This is a genomic window from Pseudomonas sp. Ant30-3, assembly GCF_000690905.1.
GTDB lineage: Bacteria > Pseudomonadota > Gammaproteobacteria > Pseudomonadales > Pseudomonadaceae > Aquipseudomonas.
Map to the genome: position 1 here is coordinate 15790 of NZ_JMCL01000027.1, position 23112 is coordinate 38901.

Sequence of the window (23112 nt, forward strand, 5' to 3'; positions counted from 1 at the left end):
GACCTTTCCCAATATGCAACCGGTGATGAATCCGAAATACCCAGGGCTGTCCGTGCGCGTTGCCGATGACGGTTTCGCGGCATATGTCTGGGGCAGTGATTTCAGTTTCGACGTCGCCGCCTATGGCGCAGCCGAAGTGGGTAAACCCGTCGATCAATGGCCGGTGACGCCGATTACCCCCTACCGCAAGTGCTACGGCATCGACCCCGAAGAGTTTGGCAGTTTTCGCGATGCCGTCGATAGCGCGATTTTCATGGCCTACCTGGATGACGAGCCGGTAGGCCATCTGGTGATCAGCACCAACTGGAACGGCTTTGCCCATATCGACGAGCTCGCGGTGCATGCGCCGGCGCGTCGGCACGGCGTGGCCAAGGCATTGCTGGACGTCGCGCAGTTCTGGAGTCGCAAGAAAAAGTTACCGGGCATCATGCTGGAGACCCAGAACAATAACCTTGGCGCCTGTCGACTCTACGAACGCTGCGGTTATGTGATTGGCGGCGTGGATCATTTGCGCTATCGCGGCATTGATCCAAATACCGCAGAAATGGCGCTGTTCTGGTACCGACTGTTTGATAATCCGCTGGAAAGTACGCTCAGCTCGATAAAATCGCCGCGGCTTGTTCCTTGACGATGTCCAGCAGCGCCTGAGCGGCGGGCGAGGGCTCGGCATTTTTCAGTGTCAGCGCATACAGACAGATCGGCACCGCAGGTACCAACGGGCAGGCATCAAGGCCGGCGGATTTGGCGCCGAGCGCGGTGAACGGGTCAACGATTGCCAGGCCCTCGCCGGCCTCGACCATGCTGCGCATCATCTGATGCGTCTGCACCCGGATATGGATCACCGGGGCAGGTCGGAGCATTTGCAATTTGTTGTCGAACGCCGGGCTTAGCGGGTCATGACCCTCTAGGCCGACCATCGCCTGGCCGGCGAGGTCCTGCAGGGCAATGTATTTCTGCTTTGGTTGCAGCCAGCCGTGCGGCGCCAGCAACTGCAGCTTGCCTTGGGCAATCTGCTGGCAATCAATATCGACATGCTGTGGATCGTGCAGGCTCAGCCCCACGTCGCTTTCGCGAAGCAGAAGACTGCGGACGATGTCGCAGGTTGCTTCGCTCAGCAGCGTACAGGGGGCATCGGGAAAACGTCGGCGCAGAGCTGCAATGCTTTGCGGCAATAACTGTTGCGCAAGCGCTGGCGTGCAAAGGATTCGGAGGGGCGGCGCATGGTAATGCTTGAGGCTTGCGGCCAGGCGTTGGATTGGCTCGAGTGCGGCGTACAGATGAGCGATTTCGCCCTGCAGGTCCCGTGCCTCGCGCGTAGCCTGCAACCGGCCGCGCACGCTGGAAAAAAGCATGAAACCCAACTGACTCTCGGCGTCGTGCAGCAGATGCTCAACGTCGGCCACCGGCAATTGCAGCCATTCAGCGGCGGTGCCCAGGTGACCGGTCTGCAGCAGCGCCTGGATCACTTCAATGTGGCGTAAACGCATGCGTGAAGTCCATGTTCGGCAGGTAAGGGAGTCAGTGGCTGAATCCTAACTCAAGTCCGCGCATATGACTTCTGCTCATAACCGCGGGTTATGAGGCCACGTTCGTTTCGGGTTCGCGAGTGAGGGTGATACCTGATTGCACCAGCACAAATTCGTTGTCGTCGAGTTTGTTGAGCCGGTCGCCAATTGCCAGCTTGTATGTGGTGACAGGCGCCGAGCCGGCCAGCTCGCCTGCCGACGGAGTAGACTCCTGGAACTCGTGAACGGAATAAACACGGCCTTCCGCGTCTCTTGCATGGAACTGACCGACGAGTACTGCTGCCATCTGCTTAGAACCTCTGGAGATAAATCACTCAATTTGCGGATCTGTAGACCGTGCATGGGCGAGGTAAGTTTTCTTACCGGAAAAAAATAGTCAGGGGGACGCATTTATCACTCGCCCCCTGCTTGGAACGTCATCTATAACTACAGGCTCTTTCCATCGGACAGTCGAGAACACTTACATGAGCAACGTTTATACGATCGCCGTTGTAGTTGGCAGCTTGAGAAAGGAATCGATCAATCGCAAAGTCGCTTTGGCCCTTGCTGACCTCGCACCCGCCCATCTCAAACTCAACATCGTCGAAATCGGTGATCTGCCGCTCTATAACGAAGACATCGATGGTGCTTCTCCGCCGGCAGCCTACAGCACTTTCCGACAACAAGTGAGCTCATCCGACGCGTTGCTGTTCGTCACCCCGGAATACAACCGTTCGGTGCCGGCGCCGTTGAAGAACGCGATTGACGTCGGCTCGCGGCCCTACGGCCAGAGCTGCTTCAGTGGCAAGCCTGGGGCGGTGATTAGCGTTTCGCCAGGCGCCATTGGCGGTTTCGGGGCGAATCATCATTTGCGCCAGTCCATGGTGTTTCTCGATGTGCCAATGATGCAACAGCCGGAAGCTTATCTGGGTGGGGCAGGTACGGCTTTCGATGAAGCGGGTCAACTGTCCGAAACGGTCAGGCCTTTCCTGCAGAAATTCATCGACGGCTACGCCAAGTGGGTCGAGCAACACAAAAAGATCTGACACCTCAAGCCACCGTAAACCCTGTAGCAGCTGCCGAACCTGCGAGGCTGCGTCCGGCTGCGCAGCAGTCGTGATTCGGCTGCTGCGCTGTGCCTGCCGACATTTTTCAAATAATGAACGACGTTGCGCCCGACGCAGCCCAGCAGGCTCGGCAGCTGCTACACGGTCCGCGTGTCCACAAGATAGCGCTTTACTGGATATACGAAATTCCATATGTTCTCACCTGATTCTGCCCGAACCGTCTTCCGGATCGTTCGCGGGTGTCGATTCCCCATTCCTTCAAGGCTGCATTGCATGCTTATTGCGTCGTTGATTTTCCTGCTGACCATCACCTTGGTGATCTGGCAACCCAAGGGCCTTGGAGTTGGCTGGAGCGCGGCATTGGGCGCGGTGCTTGCGCTGATTTCCGGCGTCGTTCACCTCAGTGATATTCCGCTGGTGTGGCAGATCATTTGGAACGCTACCGGTACGTTTATCGCGCTGATCATCATCAGCCTGTTGCTGGACGAGGCAGGTTTTTTTGCTTGGGCGGCGTTGCACGTGGCGCGTTGGGGGCGCGGTAGTGGGCGCAAGCTGTTCGCCTTCATGGTCCTGCTCGGCGCGCTGGTGTCGGCGCTGTTTGCCAATGACGGCGCGGCATTGATCCTCACGCCGATTGTGATTTCGATGCTGCTGGCGTTGCGGTTTTCCCCGGCAGCGACATTGGCGTTCGTCATGGGCGCCGGCTTCATTGCCGACACGGCGAGCCTGCCGCTGGTGGTGTCGAACCTGGTGAACATCGTCTCGGCCGATTTTTTCAACATCGGCTTCAATCGTTATGCAGCGGTGATGGTGCCCGTCAACTTTGTCAGCGTCGCGGCCACGCTGGGCATGCTGATGTGGTTCTTCCGCCGCGATATTCCCAAAGCGTACGACCCTGAGCAGCTTGAGCATCCGGCCAGTGCCATTCATGACAAGGCGACGTTTTTTGCCGGTTGGGCGGTGCTGGCGATTTTGCTGATTGGCTGCTTCGCGCTGGAACCGTTGGGTATTCCGATCAGCGCAATTTCGGCGGTGTGCGCGGCGCTGCTGCTGGCGATTGCCGCGCGCGGTCACAAGATTTCCACCCGTAAGGTGATAAAGGAAGCGCCCTGGCAAATCGTGATTTTCTCGCTGGGCATGTACCTGGTGGTTTACGGCCTGCGCAATGCCGGGCTCACCGATTATCTGGCGGGTTGGCTGAATGCTTTCGCCGGGTATGGGATTTGGGGCGCTGCAATGGGCACCGGGGTGTTGACGGCGTTGCTGTCATCGATGATGAACAACATGCCGACGGTGTTGGTCGGCTTGCTGTCTATCGAAGCGAGCCAGGCGACCGGGGTGATCAAAGAAGCGATGATTTACGCCAACGTGATTGGCAGCGACCTGGGGCCGAAGATTACCCCGATCGGCAGTCTGGCGACGTTGTTATGGCTGCACGTGTTGCAGCGCAAGGGTATCCGGATTGGCTGGGGATATTATTTCAAGGTCGGGATCGTGCTGACCGTGCCGGTATTGCTGGTGACGTTGGCGGCGCTGGCGGTGCGGTTGTCCATTTGAATGGTGGTGGGTCCATCGCGAGCAAGCTTGCTCCTACAAGGGCTGTGGAATTCAAAGATCTGCGGCCAGCAGTATCTGTGTGGAATGCAAAATCTGCGGCCGACACAAAAACTGTAGGAGCCGGGCTTGCCCGCGATGGCGGTGTGTCATTAGCCTAAATTGTGACTGACCCACCGCAATCGCGGGCAAGCTTGCTCCTACGGGTTCAAATTTACACGCCAGGTCTCAGCCATTCCCCGGCACATTCGGCCAGAGATCGGCCACCAGAAAAAGCCGCTCCGCTTCCTCCCAGTCGCCATCACCATTCTCGACCAGACGCACCAGCAACTGTGCGGGGGCCAGAGGTTCCAGCGCCGTTAGCCAGGCGTTCAACTGTTCGGCGCTCCAGGTCTGATCCGCCGGATAATGCGCCGGTGCCAGCCAGGCGTGGCGGGGCAGGGGTTGCCAGCGGCCTGGCGGACGTTGCGCGACAAAGTCCGGCCAATCCTTCTGATGCAACCAACTGCCGCGCAAATGCTGCGGATGGGCACCCGTCGGGGCTTGCGCCTGTCCCGGCCACGGGTACAACAAATAACCACCCAGCCACAGATGCGCACTGAACTGCTGAATATCCAGCGCCGCCAGCACTTCGCGGCTTTCCGGGCGCGCAGAGATCGGCAGTTGATGCTGGCTCAAGTGCGCCAGTTTGCGATCCAGCCGATCATGACAGCCCGGGCCCAGCCACTGCGCGGTGTCCTGCCCATCGCCACCTTGCGGGCCGAGGTAAAGCTTGATCGCCAATTCCAGATGATGCACGCCGTCGCGGTCACGCAGCAGCATGTCCAGCTCGCCCAGCGTGTGGCCTGCGCGCCGGATCGGCAGGTTGGCGGCGATCAGCTCGATGCCCGGCGCGTGCCTCACCGCATACTGCCACAGCCGTTCGTAATACAGACCCAGGCGTCGGGTTCGTGCCTGGGCCAGCCAGTGCAGCAGGTCGTAACTGTCGTGATCCAGTTGCCGCAGCCATCGCTCAAGCTGTTCGGGCGCCTGCACCCAGTCGCTGCCGGCCAGCGGATGACGCTGCGGCCACGGCGTGACCGCGAGCATCGGCGGCGCGAGGATGACCCACGCCAGGTCGCGGACTTCCGGGTGGCGCAACTGGTGGGGTAACTGCAGCAAATCGGGAAATAGGATCATCTTGCGAGCATAGCCTCAAACCTGAGTGGACCTCTGGGGCTGAAAGGATTTTGTCTATCCTGAGCTTTCGCCCATAATCGTGGTTCTCGCCGTCGCAGACCCTGACTCTAGGAGCCCCATGGAGCAATTTCGTAATATCGGCATCATCGGTCGCCTGGGCAGTTCGCAGGTGCTGGATACCGTCCGCCGACTGAAACGCTTTCTGCTCGATCGTCACCTGCACGTGATCCTCGAAGACACCATCGCCGAAGTCCTGCCGGGCCATGGCTTGCAAACCTCGTCGCGCAAGATGCTCGGTGAAGTCTGTGACATGGTGATTGTCGTCGGCGGCGACGGCAGCCTGCTCGGCGCTGCGCGCGCTCTGGCGCGACACAATATTCCGGTGCTGGGCATCAACCGTGGCAGCCTCGGCTTTCTTACGGACATTCGCCCGGACGAGCTGGAAGTCAAAGTCGCCGAAGTGCTCGACGGCCATTATCTGGTGGAAAACCGCTTCCTGCTGCAGGCCGAAGTCCGCCGTCACGCCGAGGCCATCGGTCAGGGCGATGCGCTGAACGACGTGGTGCTGCACCCCGGCAAATCGACGCGGATGATCGAGTTCGAACTGTACATCGACGGCCAGTTCGTCTGCAGTCAGAAGGCCGACGGCCTGATTGTCGCGACGCCCACCGGGTCGACCGCTTACGCCTTGTCGGCGGGTGGCCCGATCATGCATCCCAAGCTCGACGCTATTGTGATTGTGCCGATGTACCCCCATACCTTGTCGGGCAGGCCGATCGTGGTCGATGGCAACAGTGAGCTGAAAATCGTCGTGTCCAAAGATATGCAGATCTATCCGCAAGTTTCCTGTGACGGGCAGAACCACTTCACCTGCGCGCCGGGCGACACCATTACTGTCAGCAAGAAAGCGCAGAAACTGCGGCTGATTCACCCGCTCGACCACAACTACTATGAAGTCTGCCGAACCAAGCTCGGCTGGGGCAGCAAGTTGGGTGGTGGAGGCGACTGATGCTCGATCCCGCGCGTAGCTACGACCTGATCGGTGACGTGCACGGTTGCGCTCTGACCCTTGAGCACTTGCTCGACCGGCTCGGTTATCACAAACAAGGTGGCGTATGGCGGCATCCGTCGCGCATGGCGGTGTTCGTCGGTGACATCATCGACCGCGGCCCGCGCATTCGCGAAGCGCTGCACATCGTCCACGACATGGTCGAGGCCGGGCAGGCCCTGTGCATCATGGGCAATCACGAATTCAACGCGCTCGGCTGGAGCACTCCCGCGCCGCCGGGCAGTGGCAAGCAGTTTGTGCGCGAGCACACCCCGCGTCATGCGCGTCTGCTGGGGGAAACCCTGAAGCAGTTCGAGGGCCATCCGGGTGATTGGCATGACTTTCAGGAATGGTTCTACCAAATGCCGTTGTTCGTCGACGCTGGTCGCTTCCGGGTGGTGCATGCCTGTTGGGATGCCGGATTGATCGAGCCGCTGCGTGCGTTGTTCCCCGATGGCTGCGTCGATGAAGCTTTCCTGCAAGCGTCGGCAATCCCCGGCAGCTTCGCCTGCACCGTATTCGATCGCCTGCTGCGCGGTACCGACATGCGTTTGCCCGACGGGCTGACCATGACCAGTGGCGACGGCCTGACCCGGTCGTTTTTCCGCACCAAATTCTGGGAAGACGACCCGCAAACTTACGGAGACATCGTGTTCCAGCCAGACGCATTGCCCGATCCGGTGGCCCTGACGCCGCTGTCGTCCAACGAAAAAAATACCCTGTTGCGCTACGGCGCCGATGAGCCGTTGCTGTTCGTCGGCCATTACTGGCGCAGTGGCAAACCGGCACCGATCCGTCCGAATCTGGCCTGCCTGGATTACAGCGCAGTGTTGTACGGCAAGCTGTGTGCCTACCGCCTCGATCAGGAAACCCGGCTCGAACCGGACAAATTTGTCTGGGTCGACGTCGAGCGCCCGGAGATGCTGCAATGAGTGCCGTCGCCGTGTTGCGCTTGCCGCTGAATGTGGATCTCAGCGGCTTCGTCAAATTGCTGCAACGCATGCAAGTGCCGCATCGGGTCAGCGAAGAGAAGGGCGAACAAGTGCTGTGGGTGCCGGCCAACATCAGTGCAGACGTGCGTTCATTATATGAACGGTTCCCGGCAGGCGACCCCGATCAGCACATGGACATCCCGGCGGCGCAGACGGCCAAGCGGCCTGGGTTTGTCGAGCAACTACGCCATGCCAAGGCCACCGCGCTGGTGCTGATCCTCAGCCTGATCGTCGGCGCGGTGACGCTGCTCGGCGAAAACCTCGAAACCATGCGCTGGCTGACCTTTCTCGATTTTCGCATTGTCGGCGAGTACATCCACTTCGTTCCGTTGGCCGACAGCCTGGCGGCGGGGCAGTGGTGGCGACTGGTGACACCGATGCTGATCCACTTCGGCATCCTCCACCTGGCCATGAACGGCATGTGGTACTGGGAGCTGGGGCGGCGCATCGAGTCGCGGCAGGGCAGCATCAACCTGATCGGCTTGACGTTGCTGTTCGCCGTGGCGTCCAACTATGCCCAGTTCGTTTTCAGCGGGCCGACCCTGTTCGGCGGCCTGTCCGGTGTGCTGTATGGCTTGCTCGGGCATTGCTGGATCTTCCAGGTGCTGGCGCCGAACCCGGCTTATCGCCTGCCGCGTGGCGTGCTGGTGATGATGCTGGTGTGGTTGCTGGTGTGCCTGTCCGGGGTGATCTCATTGATCGGCTTCGGTGAAATCGCCAACGCGGCCCACGTGAGCGGGTTGCTCGTCGGATGCCTGACCGGTTTGTTGGGCGGCTTGTACAACCGCCGTAAACTGGCCGTCTAAAACTGTTACGTGTGAAACAAGAGAGCGCGGAGACCGAATGTCCTCTTTCAACGAAATGATCAACAACATCACACCCGATATCTACCAGAGCCTGAAACTGGCGGTGGAGATCGGTAAATGGTCCGACGGCAACAAGCTGACGGCCGAGCAACGCGAACTCTCGCTGCAAGCGATGATCGCCTGGGAAATCCAGAACCTGCCCGAGGAAGAACGCACCGGTTACATGGGCCCGCAGGAATGCAGTTCGAAGTCGATCAGCGTGCCCAACATTCTGTTCAAGTCGGATGCCATCCATTGATCGAGATTGGCCGCGGTGCAATCAGCAAAATGTCGGCGCGCCTTGACGAACCGCATGTGCAGTACGCGTTTCGTCTGGGCGAGACCGAGGTGCCGGTCAATCCGTTGATCGGCAGCACGATACGTCTCGAGTTTCTGGGAGCGATCCATTGTTCCCATTGTGGACGCAAGACCAAAACCAGTTTCAGCCAGGGTTACTGCTACCCGTGCATGACCAAACTGGCGCAGTGCGATCTGTGCATCATGAGCCCCGAACGCTGCCACTTCGAGGCCGGTACCTGCCGTGATCCGGAGTGGGGCACGACGTTCTGCATGACCGATCATGTGGTTTATCTGTCGAATTCCTCAGGGGTAAAAGTCGGCATCACCCGCGCCACTCAGCTGCCGACTCGCTGGATCGATCAGGGCGCGCGCCAGGCTTTGCCGATCATGCGCGTCTCGACCCGTCAGCAATCGGGCTTCGTCGAAGACCTGTTCCGCAGTCAGGTAGCCGACAAAACCAACTGGCGTGCTTTACTCAAGGGCGAAGCGGTGTCGGTGGATCTGGCACAAGTGCGTGATCAGCTGTTCGAGAGCTGCGCGCAAGGTTTGCAAGGTTTGCAGGAACGATTCGGTCTACAGGCCATTCAGACTATTGCCGACGTGGAACCGATTGAAATCCGCTACCCGGTCGAGCAGTACCCGGCCAAGATCGTCAGTTTCAACCTGGACAAGAATCCGATCGCCGAAGGCACGCTGTTGGGAATCAAAGGGCAATATCTGATTTTCGACACCGGCGTGATCAATATTCGTAAGTACACGGCTTATCAGCTCGCCGTGCATCAGTAAGGACTCCAGCATGCGCACCGAACAACCGAAGATGATTTACCTGAAGGACTATCAGGCGCCCGAGTACCTGATCGACGAGACGCACCTGACCTTCGAGTTGTACGAGGACCACAGCCTGGTCCATGCGCAACTGGTGATGCGCCGCAACCCCGAACGTGGCCCAGGCCTGCCGCCGCTGGTGCTGGATGGTCAGCAACTGGAGTTGTTGTCGGTGACGCTGGCTGACCGTGAGCTGAGCGAAGCCGACTACCAGGTAAGCGAGAACCATCTGACCCTGCAGCCGACCAGCGAAACCTTCACGGTCGACACCAGCGTCAAAATTCATCCGGAAACCAATACCGCGCTGGAAGGCCTGTACAAATCCGGCACGATGTTCTGCACCCAGTGCGAGGCCGAAGGCTTCCGCAAGATCACCTATTACCTCGACCGCCCGGACGTGATGAGCACGTTCACCACCACTGTGGTCGCCGAACAGCACAGCTACCCGGTGCTCTTGTCCAACGGCAACCCGATTGCCAGCGGCCCCGGCGAAGACGGCCGGCACTGGGCGACGTGGGAAGACCCGTTCAAGAAACCCGCTTATCTGTTTGCGCTGGTGGCCGGTGACTTGTGGTGCGTCGAAGACACGTTCACCACCATGACCGATCGCACCGTGGCGCTGCGCATTTATGTCGAGCCGGAAAACATCGACAAATGCCAGCACGCCATGAACAGCTTGAAGAAGTCCATGCGTTGGGACGAAGAGGTCTACGGTCGCGAGTACGATCTGGACATCTTCATGATCGTCGCAGTGAATGACTTCAACATGGGCGCGATGGAGAACAAGGGCCTCAACATCTTCAACTCCAGCGCCGTGCTGGCCCGCGCCGAAACAGCCACTGACGCCGCGCATCAGCGGGTCGAGGCGATTGTCGCTCACGAATATTTCCACAACTGGTCGGGCAACCGCGTGACCTGCCGCGACTGGTTCCAGTTGTCGCTGAAGGAAGGCTTCACCGTGTTCCGCGACTCCGGTTTCTCGGCCGACATGAACTCGGCGACGGTCAAACGCATTCAGGACGTGGCGTACTTGCGCACGCACCAGTTTGCCGAAGACGCCGGTCCGATGGCCCACGCAGTGCGCCCGGACAGCTTCATCGAGATCTCCAACTTCTATACCCTCACCGTGTACGAAAAGGGTTCGGAAGTCGTGGGCATGATCCACACCTTGCTCGGCGCCGAAGGCTTTCGCAAAGGCAGCGACCTGTACTTCGAACGCCACGATGGCCAGGCCGTGACGTGCGATGATTTCATCAAAGCCATGGAAGATGCCAATGGCGTCGACCTGACCCAGTTCAAGCGCTGGTACAGCCAGGCCGGTACGCCACGGTTGGCGGTCAGTGATTCCTACGACGCTGCCGCGAAAACCTACAGCCTGACGTTCCGCCAGAGCTGCCCGGAAACCCCTGACAAAGTTGAAAAACTGCCGTTCGTGATTCCTGTGGAGTTGGGGCTGCTGGATGGTAATGGTGACGAAATTGCACTGCGTTTGGTTGGTGAGGCCAGCGCGCACGGCACGTCGCGAGTGATTTCGGTGACAGAAGCCGAGCAGACCTTCACTTTCGTCGACATCGACCAACAGCCGTTGCCGTCGCTGCTGCGCGGTTTCTCCGCGCCGGTGAAACTGAGTTTCCCGTACACCCGCGATCAACTGATGTTCCTGATGCAACACGACAGCGACGGTTTCAACCGTTGGGACGCTGGTCAGCAACTGTCGGTGCAAGTCCTGCAAGAGCTGATTGCGGATCATCAGAACGGTGAAGCGTTGGTGCTGGATCAGCGCCTGATCACTGCGTTACACAGCGTGCTGACGGATGAAACGCTGGATCAGGCGATGGTCGCGGAAATGCTATCGCTGCCAGGCGAGGCGTATCTGACAGAAATCAGCGAAGTGGCTGACGTTGAGGCTATCCACATCGCCCGGGAATTTGCTCGCAAGCAACTGGCGAACAATCTGTTCGAACCGCTGTGGCTGCGTTACCAGGCCAACCGCGATCTGTCGAAGAAGACGCCGTACGTTGCAGAAGCCGAGCACTTCGCTCGCCGCGCGTTGCAGAACATTGCGCTGTCGTACCTGATGCTCAGCGAGAAGGCCGAAGTGTTGGCGGCGACGCTTGAACAGTTCGAGTCCAGCGACAACATGACCGAGCGCCTGACCGCACTGGCGGTGCTGGTGAATTCGCCGTTCGAGGAGCAGAAGGCTACAGCATTGGCGACCTTTGCTGAACACTTCAAGGACAACCCGCTGGTCATGGATCAGTGGTTCAGCGTACAGGCTGGCAGTCCGCTGCCGGGTGGGCTGGAGCGGGTGCGTCAGTTGATGCAGCATCCTGCTTTCACTATGAAAAACCCGAATAAGGTGCGGGCGCTCGTTGGTGCGTTTGCCGGGCAGAACCTGATCAACTTCCATGCGCCGGATGGTTCGGGGTATCGCTTCCTGGCGGATCTGGTGATTGAGTTGAACGGCTTCAATCCGCAGATTGCTTCACGGCAATTGGCGCCGCTGACTCGCTGGCGCAAATATGACGACAAGCGACAGGCATTGATGAAAGGCGAGCTGGAGCGGATTCTTGCTTCGGGCAACTTGTCGAGTGATGTGTTTGAGGTGGTCAGCAAGAGCCTGGCTTGAGGCTGGCTTTGCTTCTGCAGGTACGGCCCTGTAGGAGCGAAGCTTGCTCGCGAAAGCGGTCTGCGGCGCGGCCCGATGCTTTCGGATGTACTCGACTCCCTGTAGGAGCTGGCTTGCCAGCGATAGCGATGTCTTGCGCGGATAGTTTTTGTGGGTGTACATATCCATTGCTGCGATGAGGGCTGCTATTTGTTTCGCCCTTACGGCGAGTCACTTGGAAGAGCCCCAAGTAACCAAAGGCTCTTGCCCCTGACGTCCGGTAGCTCGCCTAGGCTCGCCATGCCTTCGCTCCGGTCCTGCTCCGAGGGCCCGGCGCGATCGGCCATCCTTGGCCGTGCGCGCCTAACCCGGCATCCATGCCGGGTTACCCACTGCGCAGAACCTGCGCTCAGCCTCCCGACGGTGCGCTAACAGCCACAGCGCGCCGAGGCGGCCTTATAGCCGAGCTGGCTCGCCAAGGGTTCACCAAATCCGCGAAGCAACACAACACTCTGTAGCAGCTGGCGCAGCCTGCGTCCGGCTGTGCAACAGTCGTAAAATCGGGCGGTGCGGTGTGATAGTTAGCCGCCTGCTCAGAATCGACAACGACAACGACAACGACAACGACAACTGCGCAGCCGGACGCAGGCTGCGCCAGCTGCTACAGCTCCCGTGGCGCGTCGGGCTGAATGGGTCTTGCAGACGAAATCTGTGATTTGCTTTGCTTTGCTTTGCTTTGCTTTGCTTTGCTTTGCTTTGCTTTGCTTTGCTTTGCTTTGCTTTGCTTTGCTTTGCTTTGCTTTGCTTTGCTTTGCTTTGCTTTGCTTTGCTTTGCTTTGCTTCAGATCTTGATCTTGATCTGCCCCGTCGGAAGGCCGAGCGCAGGTTCTGCGCAGTGGGCAACCCGCCAAGGATGCCGGGTTAGCTGCCGCCGGCCATGGATGGCCAATGGCAGCGGGCCCACGGAGCAGGACCGGAGCGAGGGCATGGCGAGCCTTAGCGAGCCACCGTACGTCAGGGGCGCAGGCGCTTGGTTACTTGGCGCATTTCCAAGTAACCCGCCGTAAGGGCGGAACCAATAGCAGCCCTAACCGCAGCAACGGATATGTACACCGTCAAAATCCAAGTCGCCCGACATACCGCCATCGCGAGCAAGCTTGCTCCTACAACTGATCGGGGACAGCCGTAGCTGAATGGTTGCCTGACACACCGCCATCGCGAGCAAGCTTGCTCCTACAACTGATCGGGGACAGCCGTAGCTGAATGGTTGCCTGACATACCGCCATCGCGAGCAAGCTTGCTCCTACAACTGATCGGGGACAGCCGTAGCTGAATGGTTGCCTGACATACCGCCATCGCGAGCAAGCTTGCTCCTACAACTGATCGGGGACAGCCGTAGCTGAATGGTTGCCTGACATACCGCCATCGCGAGCAAGCTCGGCTCCTACAGTTGATCAGGGACAGCCGCAGCTGAATGGTTGCCTGACACACCGCCTTCGCAACCGAGTCACAATCACCCCACCTGATACCCAAACATTCAGCCAACCCGTCCAACACCCAGGTTAACAAAAGATAACGCGGCGTCGATTGTCAGACCTTTCCAAACCCCGATAGGATAAGCCAGCTTCCGAAGGGGCTCTGGATTGCGGGTTTCAGGACTATGCTCTTAACCTGTCAATCACCGCGAGCACCCCTTGCGGCGCCCTGAAAGGTTGAACGACCTAACAATAATAATGGGGGAAGGTCTATGAGTGAGCCTGTCATGGGTGTGGGTACCTGCCGCCCGCCGGCGCTACGCAGATTCGCGTTGCTGGCTACAGCGCTCTCGCTGTTGGGCTGTGCCGTGTTGTCGGCACCTGTGCTGGCCGCTGCGGCGCCGGCATCTGATGTTGTTTATTCCATTGAGTCTGCCAGAGCCAGCAAAAGCCTGATGCTCGACGTCGTGCATGCAGGCGCTCGTCTGATCGCTGTCGGCGATCGTGGGCACATTCTGTATTCCGATGACCAGGGCAAAACCTGGACACAAGCCAAAGTGCCGACCCGGCAGTTGCTGACAGCGGTGTTTTTTGTCGATGACAAGCACGGCTGGGCCGTCGGCCACGATGCCCAGATCCTCGCCACCGAGGACGGCGGCACCACCTGGACCAAGCAATTCGAAGAACTGACACGCGAATCGCCGCTGCTCGACGTCTGGTTTCAGGACGTCAACAGCGGCTTTGCCGTGGGCGCTTACGGTGCGTTGATGGCCACCACCGATGGCGGCAAACACTGGGAAGACGTCAGCGATCGGCTCGACAACGAAGATCAGTTTCACCTCAACGCCATCGCGGCGGTGAAGGATGCCGGGCTGTTCATTGTCGGCGAACAAGGCAGCATGTTCCGCTCCGCCGATTGGGGCGAGACCTGGGAAAAGCTGGAAGGCCCCTATGAAGGCTCGCTTTTCGGCGTGATCGGCACCGCCCAGGCCAACACGATGCTGGCGTACGGCCTGCGCGGCAACCTGTACCGGTCCACCGATTTCGGCACTACCTGGGAGCCGGTCGAGTTGAAAGCCACGCGCGGCGCGCTGGAGTTCGGCCTGTCCGGGGCTACGCTGCTTGATGACGGTTCCATCGTGATCGTAGGCAACGGTGGCAGCGTGGTGCGCAGCAACGACGACGGCCAGACCTTCAGCGTGTTCAACCGACCGGATCGCATTTCCGTTTCGGCAGTCACTGCGGCGGGCAACGGCAATCTGATACTGGCAGGACAGGGCGGCGTTCGCGCCACTTCGCCAACCGGCGCCGAGCTGGGCAAATAATAAGAAGGGCGGAGCTATGACATCCATGACAAGCCATCACCAGGACAAGGCGACGTTCCTCGAACGCCTGATTTTCAACAACCGCCCGGCAGTGATCGTGATCTGCCTGCTGGTCAGCATTTTCCTGTTCTGGCAGGCCACGCTGATCCGGCCGTCCACCAGTTTCGAAAAAATGATCCCGCTCGAGCATCCTTTCATTCAGAAGATGATGGAGCATCGCAACGATCTGGCGAACCTGGGCAACACCGTGCGCATTTCGGTGGAAGCCACCGACGGCGATATCTTCTCCAAGGAATACATGGAGACCCTGCGTCAGATCAACGACGAGGTGTTCTACATTTCCGGCGTTGACCGCTCAGGCCTCAAGTCGCTATGGAGCCCGAGCGTGCGCTGGACCGAGGTGACGGAGGAGGGCTTTGCCGGTGGCGAAGTGATTCCGCAGAGCTACAACGGTTCGCAGGAAAGCCTGGATCTGTTGCGCAACAACGTACTCAAGTCCGGTCAGGTCGGGCGTCTGGTGGCCAACGACTTCAAGTCGAGCATTGTCGACATTCCGTTGCTGGAGTCCTACCCGGACCCGCAGGATCAGGGCAAGTTGCTGGCGCTGGATTACCGCAAGTTCTCCCACGAACTCGAAGACAAGATCCGCAACAAGTTCGAAGCGCAGAACCCTAACGTCCAGATTCATATTGTCGGTTTCGCCAAGAAGGTCGGCGACCTGATCGATGGTCTGGTGATGGTGGTGATGTTCTTCGGCATCGCCTTTGTCATCACGCTGATCCTGCTGTACTGGTTCACCAACTGCATGCGCAGCACCGTCGCGGTATTGAGTACCACGCTGGTGGCGGTGGTCTGGCAGCTGGGGCTGATGCACTTTTTCGGCTTTGGGCTCGATCCCTACTCGATGCTCGTGCCGTTCCTGATCTTTGCCATCGGTATCTCCCACGGTGTGCAGAAAATCAACGGTATCGCCCTGCAATCCAGTGAGGCCGACAACGCGCTGACCGCCGCGCGGCGAACCTTCCGGCAACTGTTCCTGCCGGGCATGATCGCGATTCTTGCGGATGCGGTAGGTTTCATCACCTTGCTGATCATCGACATCGGCGTGATTCGTGAACTGGCCATCGGCGCGTCCATCGGCGTGGCGGTCATCGTGTTCACCAACCTGATCCTGCTGCCGGTGGCGATCTCCTACGTGGGAATCAGCAAACGCGCGGTCGAGCGCAGCAAGAAAGACGCGCATCGTGAACACCCGTTCTGGCGCTTGCTCTCGGGTTTTGCCAGTCCGAAAGTCGCGCCGGTGTCTATCGTTCTGGCCTTGCTGGCCTTCGGTGGCGGTCTCTGGTACAGCCAGAACCTGAAGATCGGTGACCTTGACCAGGGCGCGCCGGAACTGCGTCCGGACTCGCGCTATAACAAGGACAACAACTTCATCATCAGCAACTACTCCACCAGCTCCGACGTATTGGTGGTGATGGTCAAGACCAAGGCAGAAGGTTGCTCGCGCTATGAAGCGATGGCGCCCATCGATGAGTTGATGTGGAAGATGCAGAACACCGAGGGCGTGCAATCGGCGATCTCCCTGGTGACCGTGTCCAAGCAGATGATCAAGGGCATGAACGAGGGCAACCTGAAATGGGAAACCCTGTCGCGCAACCCGGACGTACTCAACAACTCCATTGCCCGCGCTGATGGTTTGTACAACAACAGTTGCTCGGTGGCGCCGGTGCTGGTGTTCCTCAACGACCACAAGGCCGCGACGCTGGATCGCGCCGTGCATGCGGTGCAGGAGTTCGCCAAGGAGAACAACAAGGACGGTCTGGAATTCATTCTCGCGGCGGGTAACGCCGGGATCGAGGCGGCGACCAACGAGGTGATCAGGGAATCCGAGCTGACTATCCTGATTCTGGTCTACATCTGCGTGGCGACTATGTGCATGATCACCTTCCGTTCCTGGGCGGCGACCTTGTGCATCGTCCTGCCGCTGGTGCTGACGTCGGTACTGGGTAACGCACTGATGGCCTTTATGGGCATCGGCGTGAAAGTCGCCACGTTGCCGGTGGTGGCGCTTGGGGTGGGGATCGGCGTGGATTACGGGATCTACATCTACAGCCGTCTTGAAACCTTCCTGCGTGCCGGTCTGCCGTTGCAAGAGGCTTACTACCAGACACTGAAGTCCACCGGTAAAGCCGTGCTGTTCACTGGTTTGTGCCTGGCGATCGGGGTCTGCACCTGGATCTTCTCGGCCATCAAGTTCCAGGCCGACATGGGCCTGATGCTGACCTTCATGCTGCTATGGAACATGTTCGGCGCGCTGTGGCTGCTGCCTGCGCTGGCACGGTTCCTGATCAAACCGGAAAAACTCGCCGGGCAGAAGGGTAACTCGCTGTTCGCTCACTGAGTGACTGCAGAAACAACAAAGCCGCAACCCCAGGGTTGCGGCTTTTTTCGTCAAGGCGTTGTTAACGCGGTTCCAGCGGCAGGAAAACGCTGCTCGCCAGTTGCTCGCTGATCATGCCGTGATGAATGTCGATTTTTTGCTGCGCGTCCTTGGCCTTGAGCATGGCTGATTCATAGGTTTCAAAGCGTTGCTCTTTGGTCTTCAGATGGGCGCGGGTGTAATCGACTTTTGCATCGTTTGCTTTCGCGTAGTGAAAGTGTGCGTACCACCAGGGTTGATTTTTCTCGTCCTCCAGGACGTATTCCTGCATGAAGTCTTTGCGGCCGGTCTTCAGTTGCACCCTCCCAGCCTTGGCCCGGGCATAAATGGCGTTACTCTCTAACAAATACTGCACACCTTCGCTGGTGGGTGGTCGCGCCAGGATCATGCGGGCGCGAAGCTCCGTGCCTTTGATGTTGAGTGCACTGGCTTTGGCACGCAGCTCTTTGATCAGGTCAGTGTCCTGCCCCCGGTTGACCGGTGCGTCGGCATGCTGCTCAAGCCCGGAGGCATAATCCGTCAGCTTGCGGGCCTCGCGTTGCAATTGCTCTTCGATTTCCAGAGGGGAACTCGCACGCAGTGCATAACCCTCAATTTTTTTCACCTGACCATCGACATTGTTCAGCGCCTTGCGCGCGTCACCTTTAAGTTGCGAATAAGGGCGTGCAACCGCGGCACGTGCAGGTGCCTGAGGCTGTTCGATTTCCACCCAGACATTCGGTTCATGTTCATGGAAAGAAGCGAGAGGCCGATCCTCAAACGGGCCATTGATGTCGATGATGTCCCCACCCTGATTGGCGATTCGTGGCCGCAGCTCACCAATCAAAGCGCCTTTAGTGGTTTTGATGACCCTTTTGCGAGTGGCCCGCGGGGTGGGCGGCCTGCCTGGTTGCCCACTGCTACCGGCAGAAGTGGAGGGTGGTTGCTCGGGCTCCGGCAAAGCCTGCAGCTGGTCAGCGAGTCGCCGCTCGGCGTCGACGCGCAGTTCTCCGATGATCTCCTGCAAACGATTGAACGCGGATGTTTGCAACTCGTCGGCATTGAAAATGCCGATACTTTCCAGTCCGTCCTGCGCTTTGCTGTAATGATCGACCAGGTTGTCAAGCACGGCGATGCGATCACTGCTGCCGTAGGCGTCGGAGGTTTGCAGTTCAGCATGCGAGCGCGACAACAGCAGCGCCGGATTGACTGCGGCTTCGAGTGCCGCGATGGTGCTGCTGTGCATCGATTCCACGCTGAGTACTCGCAGCACCACCAGTTGGTAGGCTTTGACACGCAATGAATTGAGTTCGTTTTCAGGGCGGTTGCCAGACAGGCGTTGCCAGGCTTCGGCACCTACGCGAGGAATCTGTTTGAGCTCGAGAAGCTGGCTGTCCACCTGTTCATAAAACTTGATCATGGTCTCGTTGATTTCGGCCGTTTTGCGCATGAACTCGTAATATCGGTTCATGATCTGAAGGCCCTCAGTGGCCAGCGCTGCATTGAGCCGGTCTGCGCCACTGCTGAAATCGACATAATGACGGTTTATGGCTTCGCGCTCCACGTCCGTCATGACCAGGCGTTTACGCGCGTTGTTGATGCTGTTCTCAAGCAGATTCGATAAACGGGCTGGGTCTGGATCGTTTTTTTTCAAGGCGGCGAGCTCCTTGATTTCGGCAATCTGTGTTGCGTAAGTGGCGGTCTGTTTATCCAGCTCCTTGCTGTAAAGCTGCCTGAATATAGAACGGTCCTGTTCGGATGCGGTGGCGAGGTCCTTTTTTTGATTCATCAACTGTTCGGCAAAATCCACGCCTTTTTGCACCCGCTGTTGGCCCTGGAGGAACGCTTCAAAATTGTGCTCCAGCAGGGCAATGCGTTGCTGGGTGGCTTCTCGTTGCGCATTGATTCTTGATTGACGGCCACCGCCGTCCAGCTTCAAACCCTGATCGAGGCTCCAGTGCCCGTTTCCATTGCTCCTGAGCTTGATGCCCGGATGGTCGGGGTGCTCGGGGTGAACCAGATAAACGTCGCCGAAGCCGGGTACGATGCTGACGCGAAACAGCAGCCCGCCGAGCGTGGCGTGCCACCTGGTGTCGATCAGATACAAACCTTTGAACATGCCGGTGGCGACCGGATCAGGCAACGATGCCGGCCAGGTGACGCGAACCTCGAACAACCGGGTGAACATCCTTGCCGAAGCGGAATCCCGAGCAATCGACAGGTTGAAATCCAGCAGCGTACGGCCACTACCCGGTGGCTCCGAGGTCAGCCCCGGTGCTTCTTCGGTGATGACGGCGTCAAGTGCCGAAGGATAAAAGACGCTCGGGCGGCGCAACGGCTCCAGGGTGACCGCGCCTACCTTGGTGCCGGCCTCAGGCCCAGGTGATGGACCATGAGCTTTCGCCACATGCAGCAGCACCAGCCCCAGATTCAACAGTAAATCGATCCAGGCCAGCTCCCGCGCGCGAGGGTCGCCGCCGTCCAGAGCCGGCAAATCGTTAACCAGCGCATGGACGATTTGCAGCATCCAGGCGACGAGCATGGCCGGGCCTTGCAGCGGCAGAGTCAGCACGTTGAAGACCAGCCAGGCGCCTTCAAGGATGATTGCCCAACGACTTTCCGCGTTCGAGACGGACTGCTGGTCAGCCAGTTCTATGAGGGTTTTGGCGTTACTGACGAACAGACAGGAAAGCACGCGGTTTTCGTCGACGGCTTTGAGCCAGTCAGCCGCCGCCGCGTCGCCTACCAGAATCGCCGGTGCCGGCTTGTCGAACGTCGGGAACTCGTCGCCGAGATGGACATGAAGGACGTGCGGTTCGCGGAAGCCGTTATGGGCATAGATGGGCCTTGAGCGATCAGAGAGCCAAGTCAGCACACTGGTTTGCAGGGCGCCGGTGCGGACAATCGCTTTGAGCAAGTCACTGCGGCTGGCGTACTGCTGCAGGGCAGGCGTATAGAGCGGGCGGTAAAGAATATGCGGACCATCGGCGTCGAGGTTTTCCGGTTCGATGATGAACATGTTGGCGACTACATCGCATTCGGCGTTGGCCTTGCGTTGAAAAGCCAACGGCCGGATGACAATGGCCTGCCCGTCGACTACGCGTTCGGCGGCCGTGTCTTGCATCAGCGCCATCACATAGCGATAGCCGGTTCGGTCGAATCCCTGTTCAGCCTTGATCGAATATTCGAGGGCGAGCAGGGGTAACTGAATGGCCAGTTCCAACGAGAACAGGCGCTCACGCTCACTGGCTTCGGCGCTGTCACCGAGAAGGCGCGCGTCGATCATTTCAGGGTAGTGTTTGCCAACATCCACGCGACTCACCAACTCCAGCAAGTACGTTTCGGTGGTCCAATCCTGGATCAATTGATTACTGATATGCCGAACGCTCATGCGGCCTTTCGGTTTGCTCGAAAGGTTGTTGATCGCCAGATCCGTCAGCGACATTTTCACCGGTTCGAGGTAGCCACTGCCGAGGTCGCCGACCGGCACGTGGAAGGTCAGCTCAAGTTCATCGGCGTTGTAACCGGGAGCCTGCGGTTGATCTTCGAGCATCTGTCTGTGCAGCGCTTTTTTTGCGAACGTGCGGACGTCATCGATGCCATCGCGGAACGAGCGGCCGCCGGTCTGCTGTTTGACGCTGGCCAATGCCACGACGTGTTCCCGATAGGCCATTCGGTCTGCAGCGCTTGCCGCTTGCAGCCAGTCGGGGATTGTGGCCTGTATCGATTTAAGGTGGGGCGACGTGGTTGGCGTTTCGATGAAGAGGCGAGCAACATCGGTGATCGAGTCGATGCGCTGTTGCAACTCGTCCAGGCTCTGGCCAACAGGGAATCGCAGCGCTGCGAGGTTTTCCAGTTGCTGGTTCAGCAGCAACGCCGCCTGCGTGTCGAAGAGATTGCCGTCCGGCTGGAAGCGCTTCCAGCTGATTGTGTCGGCCGCATGCTGTTGCCGAAAACGCTCGCCCCAGACCGCGCCGAAATCATCCAGGGAAGGGTACGACTCGATGATGCCGGTCACGCTGCACAACAAATGCGTGTCACCGCAAATGACCAGAAGGTCGGGTGTCTGTACGGTGACCGTCACATCGCCTTTGGTCAGCGTGGTCTGCAGCGTACAGGCCTGAATCACGCCTTTGCCCCATGGTTTCTTTAATCGCGCCTGGCGATCGGGGTTGTTGGCCAGCTCCGTCAGCATTTCGGCCTGCATTGCATCAAGGCTGGCGTGGCGGACTGCAGCGGTTTTCAGGAGACCGGCCAGCAGGTCACCCAGCCACTGCCAGCGGCTGGCGCCCGTACCGCTATCGTCATTCCAGTAGGCAGTCAGGGATTCCTGCAGGCCGATGTACAAAATATCCGGTAGACCGAGAATGATAGCCGCAATCACCTGCATGTCGGGCAGGCGAGCGGTGTTGTTATTGATGCTCAGTCGCGCCGGTGGTTTGTTGGTCAGAAAACACTCGCGGCCCTCTTGGTCGGCGAGGTCAAGTGGCACACCGCTGGCCAGATAACCCAGCACCGCGTCCAGCAAACTGGTCAGCCGCCAGGCACCTTCGCCGATAGGCTGGGCGATTTTAGTGCGATATGGATCGAAGTCCATGTGCGGGTACATTTCCAGCAATCCGTCCTTGAGCAGGCGCGCGGTCTCCGAGCGCAGAGTCGGTCGTGTGCTGAATTGGGCGCTGATGGCGCGGGAGATTATGTCGGTCGAGTTGGCCGCGTCGGCCAATGATGAAACTGTTGGCATGGTGCAATCCTTGGCATGGTTGGATTGCACAACGTAAAGCGGCAAAAAGCAGAAAGTGCGGTAGCGGGATACCGCAGATCAGATGATGGATGTGCTAGAGGAAATCAGCGTGGCGGGCATCTGTAGGGCGGTGTCAGGACGGGTCGCTACCCAGCACCACACTCAACGCACTACGCGCATCGTCGAGCTGCACCAGCGTGGCGTGTCGGGCACCGAGAGCGTCGCGGTTTTCGATGGCGGTGAGGATGGCCTTGTGTCGCGGCAGCGCCAGTTCATGCAGATTCGGACGCTGGTTGGAGTGCTTCAGCGCTTCGGCAATCGCTACCGAGAGCATGTTGCACAGGTTCGCCAGCAGGTCGTTGTGGGTGGCATCGGCGATGCGGCTGTGAAAATCCAGATCCGGTTGCAGCAACGCTTCGGGCGTCGGCGCGGTTTCCATGCGTTGGTACGCTTCACTGATGGAGGCGATGTCGGCGTCGGTAGCGAATTGCGCAGCAAGGGCTGCTGCGGCGGGTTCGATGATGCTGCGTACGCTGGTCAGCAGATCGAAAAACTCATTCTGCGGGCTGCTTTGCATCAGCCAGTGCAGCACATCCGGGTCGAGCATGTGCCATTCCTTGCGCTGCTTGACCACCGTGCCGACCCGCGGGCGTGAATACACCAGACCCTTGGCGACCAGTACCCGCGTGGCTTCGCGCAGCACCGGCCGACTGACCGCGTACTCTTCGCACAACAGTGCCTCGGCGGGCAATTTATCGTCCGGTTTGAAACGCCCGGAGACGATTTGCATACCCAGTTCCTGGACGATGCGCGAGTGCATGCTTTTGCGGTCGGAAGGTTTGCGGTAATCCATGGGAAGCGGCGCGATCCTGTGCGATAGAGGTGTGGCGCATGATAGCAGGCGTGGCGAGGCCGGTCGCCAGAGCACGCACAGTCCTGAATCAGATGAAGATCAAAACTGTAGGAGCTGGCTTGCCAGCGATGGAGTGTCCGTCGACACAAACGTGCCTGATCCACCATCGCTGGCAAGCCAGCTCCTACATGAGGGTTGGGGGGTCAGTGAGAGTGGCGGGGAACCTCTGACCCGCGGCAACCGACCAGGAAGTCAAAGTCACACCCCTGATCCGCCTGCAATACATGATCAATATAAAGCTGACGATAACCGCCGACGATCAACTGCTGCGGCGGTTGCAGGTCGGCCATGCGCGCGGCGAGTTCGGCGTCCG

General features: G+C 59.1%; 16 protein-coding genes. 11 read left to right on the top strand and 5 right to left on the bottom strand.

Annotated features, from left to right (window positions below):
* The first annotated feature begins 13 nt into the window (after positions 1 to 13).
* Positions 14 to 628, top strand: coding sequence for a GNAT family N-acetyltransferase (locus DU29_RS0107170; RefSeq protein WP_028621129.1), 615 nt, complete (start codon positions 14 to 16; stop codon positions 626 to 628).
* Here DU29_RS0107170 and DU29_RS0107175 read toward each other — a convergent pair.
* Positions 594 to 1487 carry a LysR substrate-binding domain-containing protein gene (locus tag DU29_RS0107175; RefSeq protein WP_028621130.1) on the bottom strand — a complete coding sequence of 298 codons (894 nt, stop codon included), beginning with the start codon at positions 1485 to 1487 and terminating at the stop codon, positions 594 to 596. The genes DU29_RS0107170 and DU29_RS0107175 overlap by 35 nt on opposite strands.
* Before the next feature lie 88 nt (positions 1488 to 1575).
* Complete coding sequence (locus tag DU29_RS0107180) at positions 1576 to 1812, bottom strand: hypothetical protein (protein ID WP_028621131.1); 237 nt, start codon at positions 1810 to 1812, stop codon at positions 1576 to 1578.
* Between the two features lie 178 nt (positions 1813 to 1990).
* On the opposite strand from DU29_RS0107180, the gene DU29_RS0107185 reads away from it, so the two are divergent.
* Both DU29_RS0107185 and DU29_RS0107190 read left to right on the top strand, forming a co-directional pair.
* Positions 1991 to 2551: an NADPH-dependent FMN reductase gene (locus tag DU29_RS0107185; RefSeq protein ID WP_028621132.1), complete on the top strand. Its 561-nt coding sequence runs from the start codon at positions 1991 to 1993 to the stop codon at positions 2549 to 2551.
* 294 nt (positions 2552 to 2845) lie between these two features.
* On the top strand, positions 2846 to 4129 hold the full coding sequence (locus tag DU29_RS0107190; protein ID WP_028621133.1) for an arsenic transporter: 1284 nt from the start codon (positions 2846 to 2848) through the stop codon (positions 4127 to 4129).
* 225 nt (positions 4130 to 4354) lie between these two features.
* Here DU29_RS0107190 and DU29_RS0107195 read toward each other — a convergent pair whose 3' ends face one another.
* Positions 4355 to 5305 (bottom strand): DUF1853 family protein, encoded by a 951-nt coding sequence (locus DU29_RS0107195; RefSeq protein WP_028621134.1) that lies wholly within the window; start codon positions 5303 to 5305, stop codon positions 4355 to 4357.
* Between the two features lie 118 nt (positions 5306 to 5423).
* Between DU29_RS0107195 and DU29_RS0107200 the strand changes: the two genes are divergently transcribed.
* The 8 genes from DU29_RS0107200 to DU29_RS0107235 all read left to right on the top strand — a co-directional run bounded on the left by DU29_RS0107200 (position 5424) and on the right by DU29_RS0107235 (position 17124).
* Complete coding sequence (locus tag DU29_RS0107200; RefSeq protein WP_007988608.1) at positions 5424 to 6314, top strand: NAD(+) kinase; 891 nt, start codon at positions 5424 to 5426, stop codon at positions 6312 to 6314.
* Entirely contained in the window at positions 6311 to 7285 is a 975-nt protein-coding gene (locus tag DU29_RS0107205) for a metallophosphoesterase (protein ID WP_442961281.1), read from the top strand. The genes DU29_RS0107200 and DU29_RS0107205 overlap by 4 nt, the downstream gene beginning before the upstream one ends.
* A complete protein-coding gene (locus tag DU29_RS0107210; RefSeq protein WP_028621136.1) occupies positions 7282 to 8151 on the top strand; it encodes a rhomboid family intramembrane serine protease in 870 nt (289 codons plus the stop codon). The genes DU29_RS0107205 and DU29_RS0107210 overlap by 4 nt, the downstream gene beginning before the upstream one ends.
* Positions 8152 to 8188: 37 nt before the next feature.
* Positions 8189 to 8449, top strand: coding sequence for a YeaC family protein (locus DU29_RS0107215; protein WP_028621137.1), 261 nt, complete (start codon positions 8189 to 8191; stop codon positions 8447 to 8449).
* Positions 8446 to 9276 carry a DUF2797 domain-containing protein gene (locus tag DU29_RS0107220; RefSeq protein ID WP_028621138.1) on the top strand — a complete coding sequence of 277 codons (831 nt, stop codon included), beginning with the start codon at positions 8446 to 8448 and terminating at the stop codon, positions 9274 to 9276. The genes DU29_RS0107215 and DU29_RS0107220 overlap by 4 nt, the downstream gene beginning before the upstream one ends.
* 10 nt (positions 9277 to 9286) lie before the next feature.
* Positions 9287 to 11944: an aminopeptidase N gene (gene pepN, locus DU29_RS0107225; RefSeq protein ID WP_028621139.1), complete on the top strand. Its 2658-nt coding sequence runs from the start codon at positions 9287 to 9289 to the stop codon at positions 11942 to 11944.
* 1726 nt (positions 11945 to 13670) lie between these two features.
* Entirely contained in the window at positions 13671 to 14723 is a 1053-nt protein-coding gene (locus DU29_RS0107230; RefSeq protein ID WP_028621140.1) for a WD40/YVTN/BNR-like repeat-containing protein, read from the top strand.
* Between the two features lie 25 nt (positions 14724 to 14748).
* Positions 14749 to 17124, top strand: a complete 2376-nt coding sequence (locus DU29_RS0107235) for an efflux RND transporter permease subunit (RefSeq protein WP_028621141.1) — start codon at positions 14749 to 14751, stop codon at positions 17122 to 17124.
* Positions 17125 to 17185: 61 nt separating this feature from the next.
* On the opposite strand, the gene DU29_RS0107240 is transcribed toward DU29_RS0107235, so the two are convergent.
* Both DU29_RS0107240 and DU29_RS0107245 read right to left on the bottom strand, forming a co-directional pair.
* Positions 17186 to 21886 (bottom strand): dermonecrotic toxin domain-containing protein, encoded by a 4701-nt coding sequence (locus DU29_RS0107240; protein WP_028621142.1) that lies wholly within the window; start codon positions 21884 to 21886, stop codon positions 17186 to 17188.
* Between the two features lie 133 nt (positions 21887 to 22019).
* Positions 22020 to 22739, bottom strand: coding sequence for a FadR/GntR family transcriptional regulator (locus tag DU29_RS0107245; protein ID WP_028621143.1), 720 nt, complete (start codon positions 22737 to 22739; stop codon positions 22020 to 22022).
* Positions 22740 to 23112: the final 373 nt, after the last annotated feature.